The 13522-nt window shown below is 39.4% G+C and carries 6 protein-coding genes; all 6 read right to left on the reverse strand.

The annotated features are described in order from the left end of the window. Nucleotides 1-52: 52 nt before the first annotated feature. Nucleotides 53-2545: a DUF4965 domain-containing protein gene (locus UXI14_RS13640; RefSeq protein ID WP_335966611.1), complete on the reverse strand. Its 2493-nt coding sequence runs from the start codon at nucleotides 2543-2545 to the stop codon at nucleotides 53-55. Nucleotides 2546-2666: 121 nt separating this feature from the next. Next, nucleotides 2667-3365 (reverse strand): DUF3823 domain-containing protein, encoded by a 699-nt coding sequence (locus tag UXI14_RS13645; protein ID WP_335966612.1) that lies wholly within the window; start codon nucleotides 3363-3365, stop codon nucleotides 2667-2669. Between the two features lie 19 nt (nucleotides 3366-3384). Further along, nucleotides 3385-5271 (reverse strand): RagB/SusD family nutrient uptake outer membrane protein, encoded by a 1887-nt coding sequence (locus tag UXI14_RS13650; protein ID WP_335966613.1) that lies wholly within the window; start codon nucleotides 5269-5271, stop codon nucleotides 3385-3387. An 18-nt stretch (nucleotides 5272-5289) separates the two neighbouring features. Beyond that, entirely contained in the window at nucleotides 5290-8433 is a 3144-nt protein-coding gene (locus UXI14_RS13655) for a TonB-dependent receptor (RefSeq protein ID WP_335966614.1), read from the reverse strand. Nucleotides 8434-9243: 810 nt separating this feature from the next. Next, nucleotides 9244-11076, reverse strand: a complete 1833-nt coding sequence (locus UXI14_RS13660; protein ID WP_335966615.1) for a sugar-binding domain-containing protein — start codon at nucleotides 11074-11076, stop codon at nucleotides 9244-9246. A 320-nt stretch (nucleotides 11077-11396) separates the two neighbouring features. Continuing rightward, nucleotides 11397-13520 (reverse strand): beta-L-arabinofuranosidase domain-containing protein, encoded by a 2124-nt coding sequence (locus tag UXI14_RS13665; protein WP_335966616.1) that lies wholly within the window; start codon nucleotides 13518-13520, stop codon nucleotides 11397-11399. Nucleotides 13521-13522: the final 2 nt, after the last annotated feature.

The following is a 13522-nucleotide window of genomic DNA, read 5'->3' on the forward strand; positions in this document are numbered from 1 at the left end:
GGTTTGCCACAACGGCAAACCCTTTCCACTATCAATCTAACAAACTAAATAATCAGTTATTCCATTTATCGTCTAAAAGTTTAATAAAGTAACCCCCTACAACGCTCCTTGCCTGGAAGCCCCTTTGGTTTCCGTTGCTTGTAAAGTACCAGTCGCTCATGGGAACGCGGTCTTTTGTTTCGGCCGCATAGGTATACACGGGGTTGGCCAGCTCTTCAAATGTATTTTTATCGCTGCTTAGGGTGGCTGTCCATAAAATCCAATCAGATTTGGTATAATCTGCCCTACTATCCAGTGGAAGACCATACTTATTCTGTTTGGTTAAATAAAAATCGATTTCTTTTTTATATACTTCCTTAGGAAACAGGTCGAACTGCATCACTTTATCCCACACAAGGTTGTATTTTTGGCTCCAAGTGTTCATATCGTTAAACGTAAGTGCATAGTGATTGCCGGCATCTGCAAGTTCCATCCATTTTTTGGCCATGCTTTTTGCCATATCGGTATATTTCTTGGCAATATCATCCTTGCCTAACTGTTTTGCCAGGTAACCATAGCTTCCAATAGCTACAATTGCCTTAACAGATAGGTTTGCATTCCTTGCCAAGTGCCCAGCGAAGTCATCGGTACATAATTGATTGCCCGGATCGAAACCTTTATCGGCCAAATAGTTTGCCCAAATGGTAAGCGTCTCCCAATGTTTTTTGGCATAATCTGCATTGCCTTCGGCTTTTGCTATGGCAGCTGTTAAGATAATCATGTTCCCAGATTCTTCAACTGGCATTGGCTCTCCGTATACGTGTCCGTTTGCCTTGGGGTATGTACCTATATCGTGTGCGGCAAAAGGCTTGTTATATTTGCCACTTTCAGAATAATAAAATATCCCTGTCAACATTCCCTTTAACAAATCTGGATTATATGTAAGATACAATGGCGCAGATGGGTAGGTTACATCTACCGTATTGATACAGCCGTTGCTAAAGTTTTCTTTTGAAAGGAACAATATTTCTCCTTTAGGGCTTTCTACTAGTTTGTGGGCCGCAATACTTTGCCTGTACCCTATTTCGCACAATTTGGCATAGTCTTCCCCTCCAGAGGCCACTGCCTGTTCGTGCAGGTTTTTATCGAAGGCGTTGCATTTGGCCATAATTTCTTTATAAGAAGTAGCAGCCTTGTCCAACTCGTTATCAATACTGTTTTTTCCATCCTTATTCCACCAAGGGCGTAGTTTATCGTGAAAGTATTCAATAGAATATTCATCATCGTAACCCAATAGCACCACATGGTCTTTGCTATCCTTCACGGTTTCTTCGGGAAATACCGTACTAAGCATCAATTCTTTACCTTCTTTTACAAAATCGCTTTTTTTGCCCTGCATAAAATCTATTTTTGCATGGGTTACCGAGCTTACGTTTTGTGTAACGTTTGCCGATTTTGGCGCAGCCACATATAAATACCCCCAATCTATGCGGAGATTATCTCCCTTTTTCTCCAAGACTGGCTGTTGTACGGTTCCAGTTTTAACATAGGTAACTTCTGAAGTGTTTCCTGTTGATGCCTGCATTAACTGGCTAGGTTCGTTGGCCGCCAAGGTAGACGAAGCTCCAAAATACACCTGTACCTTATGTTTATTTCCGTCGTTTGACTTGGTTTTGAGGGAAATGTAGGACACCGGGCGCGAAAACACGTCCAGATTGTCCATTAAAAGTGGCGAGATAAAGGTTAAGTTTACGTCCACGCCCCCGCACTCCAACACATATGAAGTTTGCGTAGCCGAAAGGTTCAATGATTTCTGTATGGCCACCTTGGCTTCTACCTCATCCTTTATTTTTTCTACAATACCGGCATCGAGCGCTTGCCCGCCCACATTGTTTTTTACATGAACCGCCAGGACATTGTCTGTTGCCTTTAAACTTTTAATTGCTTCTTGCGGAATGGTATAATATTCATAGCCATCGTTCCAGCATTTGCAGGTGTATACTTCGATCCCGTTGATGTATACCTCTACATCGTCGTCATGGCGGAGTTTAAGGAAGATTTCGCCAAGGTCTGTAGACTTTAAGCTAAAGGTTCTTCGGTACCAGATTTGGTCGCTCGTCCATTTTGTATTGGCCATGTCCCCATCTCCATAAGGAGCGGGTGCCGATTTCCACGAAGTATCGTTAAAATTGTTTTTTTGCCAGTTCTCGCCGGGATTTTCTTCGGTTATCTTGGCACTGTATGCATTTTCTGTTCCTGTTGGGATAATTGTTTTATAGCTGGGGGCATCGTCTCCCAGTACACGGTATGTTTCGCCGTCTACTTTTACCATACCGATAAGGGATTGATTGGTGCCTGTCCAGTGTTTGGTGGGAGATTGGTTGATTTGGTCTGTAAACGACCAAATACTGAAATATGGATCGTGCGCTACCAATGGATAAGCCGGTGCCTGTCGTTGATCTTCAATACTTTTAACGGGCTGTTGTACAGTTTCGTTGTTTTTTTTCTTTGTTGTACAACAGACCAAAGACAATAAAGCAATTACTAAAAGGTTTTTTTTAAGCATTTGTTCCTGTGTGTTTTAAAAATTATAAAAACGAGTGCTTACATTCATAGTGTAAGCACTCGAAGCTAACCATAAATAAAAGATTTAAAGAATCATTTATTTAGTACTAATCAATAATAAATTATAAATCTATTTTTTCAACCTGCGAGTATATCATGTCTTCTACTCCAGCTATTTTAACACCTATCCTTGTATAGAGATACTCTTTAGATGCTAACATTTCGGGTATTTCAACAGTCATGCTCACAGCATTTGGATTGGTAAAATCTCCATCTATTCTGGCATCGTTATAATCACCGTTATCTGATACAAATTGTGTTTCGTTTACGTACAACGTTACACGCTCGATATTCTTTGCATCTGCATCGGTAATTATTTTTTCAAGGCTACATGTTCCTTCAATGCTATTTCCTGTTTTATTAAAAGAAGCATTTTGTATTAAGTAATATGGAGTAACTTCAATGCTAATTTCTTTATCTCCGTCTAAACCTATAAAAATGGTATCTTGTTGTTGTTCATTTACGATATTGGTTCTAAAAGGGCCTTGTCCGTCAACAAACACTAGTTTATAATCCCCGTTATATAAGCGGGCACTAAACGAACCATCTTGTGCAATTCTAACCCCAAGCGGAGTAAGCGTTCCAAAACCCGGTTGCCATAATTGAAATTCAACTTCATTATTTCCAACGGGTACAGGATCTTGGTTATAGACAACGTTTCCTGTTAAAAAGGTACCGGGCTCGTCGAAATTATCTATATCATTACACGAAGCTAGAATGATAAAGGCTCCTATTAATATTATTAAATATCTTGCTTTCATGATTTCTGTTTTGATTTAATTATTGATTAGGGTTTCTAATAATCTTAGGGTTATTATTGATTACATCGTCCCCTATTTTAGAATAATAGTTCCCCAGCCTAAAACGATCGGCTCCTGTAACCCTAGCAGGCTTTACAATTTTATAGATATACTTGCCGTTGTTTGCACTGCCTGGGTCGTATATTTTGTAAGGCCACAAACCATAAGGTTGAGTCTTACGCTTTAGAGGGTCTCCAATGTTACCTGTCACTTCAGACGCTTCAATAGGAACCCCGTCAAGCACTTGATGTGCTATTCTCCAACGCTTTATATCGAAAAGGAAATGCCCCTCAAAAGCAAGTTCTATATAACGTTCGTGAACGATCCGATCGAAGGTTACATCTCCCGCCGAAAGCGAAGTAGTTATTCCCGCACGACTACGTATTTGGTTTAAATACCCTGCGGCAACATCGGCCTGGCCCAGCTCAAAGGCAGCTTCGGCAGCATTCAGCAATACCTCGGCATATCGATAACGCATTTGCCACAAATCGCTTTGCACACCTCTTTGTCCAGAAGCTGCCTTGGGGTCTTGAAACTTACGTATATAAAACCCGGTTTGCGCTGTAAATTCTAATCCGTCAATAGGACCGTCAAAACCAACAACCTGTACGGTACCCATGTCTCCCACTTCTTTTTGCTGTCCTCTGGAATCGCCAGAGATTACAGATCCATCCGGCATTTGGTAACCTGCCCAAATATCTACTTGGCGTCCTTTGAACGAGGATCCCGGTAAGATTACCGTTCCTGCCAAACGTGCATCCCTTCCTTCAAAAATATCGCCGATATTATCATAATAAACAGGGTTTCCGGATGCGTCTTCCACAGGAATAGGCTCGTATTGCCCATCTAAGGTTTCAAAAGATTGTACAAAGTTGAGTGATGGGTTGGTACGCCCGCCTTCTTCTTCTTCTGCACCAAATCGTGGCTGGTTTGATATGGTAAACCCATGTACTTTACCACTTTGTAATTTGTAATCTTCAACAAAAATAGCTTCGTTGTTTCCTATTTTGTCATAAAAAATACTGGCAAAGTTATCTGCTAAATCGGGTTTTTTCTGATACAATTCGTATCCGCCCGCTTCTCCATTAATGATTTCCTGTGCTGCGGTCAGTGCCGTTTGGTAATACCCATTAGCCTTGGAAGCAGGAATGCCTACCTCGCCGCCGGGCAAGGAAACTTGTGGGGTGCCGGCACCATATTTAGCAATAGATCCCGCGTAGAGTGCAGCCCTAGCTTCCATAGCCAGAGCGGCTCCTTTAGTAGCCCTTGACTTGGTGTCTATATCTGTTGGCAACAACTCTTTTACGGCCTCTGCCTCACTAATTACAAAGTCGTAAATTGCTGCTTCTGTTTCTCTTGGATGTTGTAAATAGGACGGATCTCCACTAAAATCATATTCTTCTGCTTCTAAAACCAATGGAACCCCTCCCATACGCTTTACCAGCTCAAAATAATAAGAGGCCCTTAAAAAGCGTGCTTCGGCCAAGAAACGTTGTTTGTCTGCATCGCTTAATTCGGTAGCGGGTTCGCATCTTTCAATAAATAAATTAATATCCCGAATGTATCCATAATCCCATGTGCCCCAGTCTCCATATCCATAATCGCTATTCTGGAAAGAACCATATCGACCGGCTTCAGACCAGAAGGCGATGTTAAACCGAGACATGGTGGACCAATCTTGAATCCAGGCAAAATCGTAATAACGGTCGTATAAATCTGCAATAACAGAAAGTGTTACTTCTGGGTCTGAAAAAACTTGCTCTTCAGTTAAAATATCGGTAGGCTCTCTATTAAGAAAGTCTTCATCATTGGCACAGCCAACACATAATAAAGCTGTGATTGTTGCTATATATATATACTTTTTCATCATTGTTGTTTTTTACGTTTAGATAGAAATATTAACACCAACATTCAATACTTTGTTCTGCGGATATTGTAAACCGTTATCATCTACAACCTCCGGATCGATTCCAAATTCTTTTAAGTTATCGAATGAGAAATAGTTATACGCATTTACATACAACCTTAATTTCTGCAACTTTAACTTATCCAGTACTACTTGTGGCATGGAATATCCTAGCTCCATGGTTCTAATTCTAAATGAGGTGATGTTATGTAGCCAGAAAGTAGAATTCCAATTATTACTATGGCTACCATTGTTATAGCGAAGACCTGGATATTTTCCCGGAATCCATTCGCTATTTGGATCGAACGGGTCTTCGCGGTGCCATCTATCCAAAAATATTTCATTAAGTGCTCCTTCGTTTTGATAGGGTTTTCTCCCTTCCCAGTTTTGGTTCCAAGAATATCCTGAAGCACCTGAAAAATCGGCTGTAAAATCAAATCCTTTATAAGCTAACGACAAACTCAAACCATAATTTATCAAGGGTTGAGTATTATTGTACCCAATAGGGGTTTCGTCATACCAATCTATTTTGCCATCTCCATTAATATCTTCATAAATTAAATCGCCGGGATTCATTGTAATGTTTCCACGACCGTCAATATCTACTGGATAATTATCAATTTGTTCCTGCGATTCAAATTGACCTATCTGTGTATATCCCCAAAATAAATTGTTGTATCTCCCTTCAGAAGAGTTTCTATATTCATCATACGAATTTCCAAAACGTGGTTTGTAACTTTCTAAGAATTTCGTTTTGGTATACGATACATTCCCCGAAACCATAATGTTTAAGTCACCAATATTCCCATAATAAGACAACATAAATTCCGAACCGTAAACAGCATCACTATTTACATTTTCGTCAGGCAAAGTATAGCCCAGCTCATTTGGCACCAATACATCATACTTCCTTCCTCTTAAGCCACTGCGCTCTCTGTAAAAATAATCGAAAGAACCGGTTAATTTACCATCGAACAAACCAAAATCTACACCAATATCGGTGATTTCACTTTCAAACCAAGAAATATTATCAATGGGTTGTCCTTTATCCCTACTTGGTATAATGGCTTCCCCGTCTATAATTACCGGAGTACCATCATTTGGATCGTACTCATATCCTGGAAGATAATCATAAGGGCCAATCCCTACATCATCATCACCCAATACTCCATAAGAAGCACGTATTTTAAAATCGCTTAAAATAGATTCTTCACCCAACCAATTCTTCATAAAAGGTTCTTCGGTAATACGCCATCCACCGGAAATAGAAGGAAATATACCAACACGCTTATTGGGTGCAAACTTCCATGATGCATCTCTACGGATGGAAGAATTGATATAATATTTATCCTTGTAATTGTATGTAAAGTTCCCTACGTAACCAATTCTTGCTTCTTCATATTCACTATCATCATAGGTATCCATGTCTGGAAAGTAGATTAATGGCAATACGTTGGTTTTTGGTACCGAGTGCACCCATTGTGTTTGCTCATTAATATCGATACGCTCTACCAAGAACATAGCAGTCAAGGTATGTTCATCATTAATTACTTTTTTATAGCTCAACGATCCCTGAAATACGTTTTGTATTTTTTTATGGGTTCTGCGTTCCCGCCATGGGTTGGTACTTCCACCTGTAACACTATAGGTGTCGTTGGCCGGATCGTATGTATAAGCTTCGTAAGTATACTCGTGACCGTTCATCACCTGATCTGCTATATAATATGAATACATTCCCTTTGCCTTTAACCCTGGAATAAACCCGAAATCGTATTCAGCACTGAAGTTATTTTGAAGTACTCTCCAAGTAGTTTGGCTATATCCTCCAACTTCAAAATTATGTAATCCCCAGTTGGTTTCATTATGACCAATATCGTTTAAATATTCAGGATTATCGTTTGCATACGGGCGTTCAAAAGGTCTGTTTCTAAGAATTGCAAACCGTGGCAACCAATAGTCGTCTGTACCAGGAATCCCTGGGTTTTTTCGTTCTTCAATCCTACCATTAATTTGAACCCCTACCTTTAAATTATCAGTAATTTGTGCATCTACGTTACTCTGAACGTTGGTTCTATCAAAAGTAAATTCATCTCCAAAAACAGCTTCCTGATTTAATTTTGTAAAAGATAAATAGTAATTAATTTTTTCGGACCCGCCGGTGGCATTGATATTAATGTTTGAAACTGGGGCGTTTTTCTTTACAATAAAATCCCTCCAGTTAAACGACTGATATCCATATTCTTCACCAATCCTATATTTTTCCAGTTCTTCGGGAGTAATCGATGTAGACCCAAATTCGTTCACCTCTGCCTCGGCCTTCCCTAACATCCATTCATAAGAATCGTTTACGGCCTCTGGAAAACGTGTCCAATTTTGCCACCCAGTATAAGCATCTATATTTACGGTACTCCTACTTCCCTTTTTACCTTTTTTGGTAGTTACCACTACCACACCGTTGGCGGCACGGGAACCATAAATTGCCGCAGAACCATCTTTTAACACCGAGATACTTTCGATATCATTGGGCGACAAGTTATTAAACTGTCCCGCATCTTGCTGTACCCCATCAATAACATACAAAGGATTTCCCATATTACGGATTTGGATATTGGCAGAAGCTCCAGGACGCCCATCGGGCATTCTAAAGCTTACCCCGGGCAATTTACCGGCTAACCCTGTACTTACGGTACTTCCTGCATGTACCTTTTCAATATCGCTACTTGTTATGGATGATATTGCTGCTGTTAAATCCTTTTTTTCTTGTGTTGAATACCCAACAACAATTACTTCGTCTAAAGCTTCAACATCTTCCAGCAATTGAACATTGATGGTTGTACGGCCATCAACTGAAACTTCATGTGATTTAAACCCGATTGAACTATAAACCAATGTAGCATCTGGACTTGCCGTTATTGTATAGTTTCCATCAAAATCGGTGGTTGCTCCATTTCCACTTGCTCCTTTAACGAGTACTGTAACATAAGGAATGGGTACTCCATCATCTTTTCCGGTAACGGTACCGCTAATCGTTACCTGATCCTGCCCGTATGAGTATAAACTCACCAAACCGCAAAATAGCGTCAGGATCATTTGTTTAATTAGTTTTTTAGAGTTTGTTTTCATTGAATTTCATTTTTTTGAAACATTTTGTTTTTAGTTAGCATTTCATTCAAATCAGTTTTACATTTTTTTAACAAAATCGTTTAAATAAAAGTAAAAAACACCTTAATAAAATTTTGTAAAAAAATAAAGGTCGATTATAGATTAGACAATGAGTTAGGGATTAAATTGTCAAATACTAAAAATTATCTTCCTTTTTTTGCTGATTTGATTATTTCAAAATACCATAATATATATGTGACTCACCCGTTTGTTTTGTTTCAATCTTTCGTACAAACTGTTCAAATTCTAATTTTACGTTAAAAAATGGATAGGAATAAGACATTATGCATAGGTATGAAACATAATGAATAGTTATCTGTTTGATAAATATTTATGTTTTCTATTGCCTAAAATGCATTTTTTTTTCATAAAAACAGACCTTATCCTCGACGTTGAAATAATAATCGTATCAAAATCCTTTCAGCTTACGGATAAAACATAAGCAACAGATGGTAATTGTTGCCTATGCAGAATGGAAAAAATTAGGGTTAACCCGATAGGCTTTCATATTTAAAACATGCATATGTCAAGCTTCCTTCATTAAAAGTACATATACAATATATCTCTAGATAAAAATGGAAAAGCCGTTTTACTAGACTTTTTGACAAGCTCATTTTTTATACTGAGCAGCACCTGAAACCGGTTATTTAAATTAGTTCCTTGTTTATAAACAAAAAAGGCTTCCGGTTTCCCGAAAGCCTTTGCCAAAATCCATGAGATTTGACTAGCTGAAAATAATTACAATTAAACTAACTATATGAAAAAATAATATTATTCATTAATGCTGTTTATTACTTCTTGGTTTACATCATGTACCTTTTTAAAGTCCATTTTATATACCTTTCTGTCGTAGGTCATAAATCCGTTTACCTCACCTTCAACATCGGTGGTTTGTGTATAAACAGCTGCGGAAAAACCGGTTTTTACAAAGCCCTTTAATTTGTTGGCATATTTAACATACTCCTTAGTGGTCTCGTTTGAGTTCTTGAACTTTACATACCCCCAATTGTTATCTGTTTTCCAAAGGTGGCCTTCAAGGGGCAGGCCAATCCCGCCATATTCCCCTAAAACGGTTACGCGGTTAGCATCGTACAAGTACATATCTGGATCAGGGTAATTGTGCAAATCCAAGATATCGCCGGTCTGGAAATGGTTTCCGCCACTCGCTGAATTTATAAGCCTTGACGGATCGTAACTTTGGGTCCATTCGGTAATTTCAACCGTTTTAAATTGCCCCCAAGCCTCGTTAAAAGGTACCCAAACCACAATACTTGGATATGAATACAGATAATCAATAATTTCTTTCCATTCTTTGCGGTAGATCTGTTCAGATTTATTGCTTCGCTTCAATTCGGTTCCGTCAAAATATTTTTTGTTTTGCCATATTGGAGCGGCATCACCGCTTGGCATGTCCTGCCAAACCAAAATACCAAGCTCGTCGCAATGCGTATACCAACGTGCTGGCTCGACCTTTACGTGCTTACGTATCATGTTGAAACCTAATTCTTTGGTCTTTACAATGTCGTATTTCAACGCCTCGTCAGTTGGTGCGGTATACAAGCCATCGGGCCACCAGCCTTGGTCCAAGGGTCCAAACTGGAAATAATCTTTATTGTTCAATTGCATCCTCACGATTCCGTTCTCGTCTCTTTTTTTGGAAATTTTACGCATTGCAAAATAGCTTTCCACTTCATCGGTGGCAGCCCCGTTGCTTAACAGCTTAACGGTCATTCTATACAAAAATGGCGACTCGGGCGACCACAATTTTTGGTTTTCAACATATATATCAAAAGCTTCAGCAGCATTGGCCTTGGTAACAGACAGCACTTTATCGCCATCTTTTACGGTAACCTCGATGACATCTCCATATGTGGCATTAGTCAAAACGGGTTTGATGGACACCGTGCTCTCATCGATATTTGGAGTAATCTTTAGTTCTTTTATACTTTTATCGGCAACGGGTTCTATCCATACCGTCTGCCAGATCCCCGTAACAGGCGTGTACCAGATACCTTCTGGTTTTTTTACTTGCTTTCCTCGTGGTTGCGGTCCATCGCTGGTTGGGTCCCAAACCTTGATTTTCAATTTTTGGTCGCCGCTCTGCAAAAACGGGGTTATGTTGAACGAAAACGGTGTATATCCTCCAGTATGGGAACCTATTTTTATACCGTTAAGCCAAATATCTGTTTTCCAGTCAACGGCCCCAAAATGAAGCAATATATTTTTACCGTTCCAGTTATCTGGCACCGTAAAAGAAGTTTCGTACCATAATTCTTTAGATGCGCCCACTTCTTTCATTACCCCCGAAAGGCTGGATTCTATGGCAAAAGGGACTAAAATTTTCCCATCGGCTTTTTTGGGGGCTCCCTTTCCGGCATCTTGAATGGCATAATCCCACAAACCGTTAAGGTTTTTCCACTCTTTACGTTCCATTATCGGGCGCGGATATTCGTTCAATACGTTTTCGGTATCAATCTGGTTGGCCCATTCTGTTTTAATTTTATTTCCGGCGGGCTTCCATTGTTGTGCAAACATTGCTGCGCTTCCTAACAATGCGGCGCCAATTAAAAAGTGGTTCTTTTTTCGTTTTAGTTGATTAATCATTATAATATAAAGTGTTAAAATATAGTTGTTAAAAAATTTTGTTCTCAATCATCATTCTACATTTTTTTTATTGTGATTTTTATTAACCTCAATCAAAAAAACTTAATAATTTGCCATTTGTTCCTGTTGAATATTCTCAATTATTCAATAAAAATCCATTGAAAATGACAAATCATCGAAACCAAAGAGAGTGAATTTTAATTATTTTGAATATGCCATTTGTTTCATTATTTCGTTTTAATCATTCACAATGCGTTAAAAGCGCACAGATTGTATGTTAAATGAAACATTATGCACACAATAAAAACAAAATGATGGCTTTAGTTTTTTACGGAATACACGGGAAATTCGGTAATTCTTAAGGTTGTACATCCGTAGGGAATTAAAACAATGGGAGCTAATTTATCTTTTGGCCGCGCAGGTGCTCCCCAAAAGCCGGGGATAACCGCAACCCCGTTAACCGCTTTCCAGTTGTCGACCTGAACACCGTTTAATTCCAGTTGAATAGGCGCATTTTCAATATTCCAAGGATATACTTCATGCGTCCAATTTTTTTCAATTATTTTAATATTTTCCGAAGGGTTTTCAATAACGGTATTCAACAGTGCCATGTTCCAATCGGTCTTGGGATACACTTCTGTAAAAGTTCCAAAGTGGTCTCCCCTGTTTTTTTCCGCAAGGCGATGGTCTATTTTTAATGAATACACCAATGGTCCCCTTTCAACTGTTTTTGTAAACTGGTACCAAGTAGAAATTTTAAGTTCCATGGGGAGTTTTAAGGTAATTTCGTCGCCGTTATTCCACTTCCTATCCAAAACTACTATTTGGTTCTCTACGGAAAATTTAACTTCCCTGCCATTTATAAGAATAGAAGGCGTTTTTGCCCATTCCGGTATTCTAAGGTGAAAAGGAAAAAAGGCTTCTTTTGAAAGCTTCATTTTAAAATGTACGGTTTCCCTGAACGGATAGCCTGTTTTTTCTTCCATTTGAAGCAGGACGCCATTGGCCACTTTCATGGTAACTTCGCTGGGCGCATATTGCAAGGCCGCTATCCCGCCGTTTTTGGTTGCATAAAACAGATTTTGAACAAATTTAGGCCACGACTGATGCATATTGGTCGTACAACAAGGATATCCGGTTGCTGTACCGTATACAAAATCGGTATGTTGATGGTTATTGGATTCAAACGAAGTACCCAATTTATCGCTTAACTCAATTTGATTGGCTGCCTGAAAATACTGCCTCGACATATAATCGTCTGAAGCCTGTGTGGGCAAAGCATTATATGTTATCCGCTCCAATTGGTCTGCAAATTCCATATCGCCGGTAATCTTCAGCATGGTTTCCAACGAAAACATTTCTTCTGAAATGGCACAAAACTCGATTCCCTGCACCGGATTATTACCATGCAAGGGCTCGTCCCCACCATACATTCCTTGCGGCTGACCATGATATTTTTTTATATCGGCAAAGGCCTTTTTTACCGCTTTTAGGTGATCTTGATTTAAATCGGCCTGATAGGCCACCACTGGTTCTTTTAATCCCTGAGCAAGATTAACGGTATGCATACCTCCTATTTTTGATATGGTAAGGTTCTCTATTTCGGTTGTATCAAACGGGTATCGTTTCATCTGCCCATAATACCAAGGGTTTGAAGGGTCGTTATTATTTTCCTCATTCAAAAAAACTTCCGTCCACGGAAAAGTTTGTTCCTGAATAATTTTACCCAAATCCAGTAAAAACTTATCCCCGGTAATATTATACAACCAATATACCACCTGAAGATTGTCGCCTCCCCTCCTGTTGCCCCAAAAAGAAAGATAATCGAGCGGTCTTTTTGGCAATTCTTGCAGTTGATACTTAAAATATTTGGTCAAGGCCGTAATTACTCTTTTATCTTCCGTGGCGTTGTAGTATTGCTGGAGAATTTTAAGCATCACCATTTTTGGCCACCAATCCATTCTATTGTCCCGTTGCAAACCTGGTTCGTATACAGGTTTTTCTTTAAATGGCACAGGGCCCAAGTACCCATTTTCGGCTTGATTGTTAAGCGTCCATTCAACCCACGGCCGTACTTTTTCCTTTAATTTTTCATCGTTAAGAATATAGGCCAATGGCAATAAGCCATCAATCCAATAAGGGCCCCTTTCCCAACCGTCGCCATTGCCCCCCAACCAACCGTTACGTTTTCCTACAACATCTCCATAAATGGAATCCAGGTTTCCCGTCATTCCGTTTGCCATACGTTGCAACTGGTCTTCAAGCCATGCTTTAGGTTTTATGGCGCCAAGGGGCAATTCCAGATAAGGGTTTTCTTTCAGCGGAGCCTTATTTTGAAGGTATAAAGCAAGCGTGCTCCTTTCTGTTTTTTTATCAGAAGTAGCTTCATTGGTATTGCAACCAAAAAACAACAATACTGAAAAAAAGGCTAAAAGAACTCTCATCC

This window comes from Galbibacter sp. PAP.153 (assembly GCF_037029175.1).
Lineage (GTDB): Bacteria > Bacteroidota > Bacteroidia > Flavobacteriales > Flavobacteriaceae > Galbibacter > Galbibacter pacificus.

Coding starts and splice junctions, on each gene's coding strand:
- UXI14_RS13665 (WP_335966616.1), bottom strand. CDS start 13,520: ATGAGAGTTCTTTTAGCCTTTTTTTCAGTATTGTTGTTTTTTGGTTGC.
- UXI14_RS13650 (WP_335966613.1), bottom strand. CDS start 5,271: ATGAAAAAGTATATATATATAGCAACAATCACAGCTTTATTATGTGTT.
- UXI14_RS13655 (WP_335966614.1), bottom strand. CDS start 8,433: ATGAAAACAAACTCTAAAAAACTAATTAAACAAATGATCCTGACGCTA.
- UXI14_RS13640 (WP_335966611.1), bottom strand. CDS start 2,545: ATGCTTAAAAAAAACCTTTTAGTAATTGCTTTATTGTCTTTGGTCTGT.
- UXI14_RS13645 (WP_335966612.1), bottom strand. CDS start 3,365: ATGAAAGCAAGATATTTAATAATATTAATAGGAGCCTTTATCATTCTA.
- UXI14_RS13660 (WP_335966615.1), bottom strand. CDS start 11,076: ATGATTAATCAACTAAAACGAAAAAAGAACCACTTTTTAATTGGCGCC.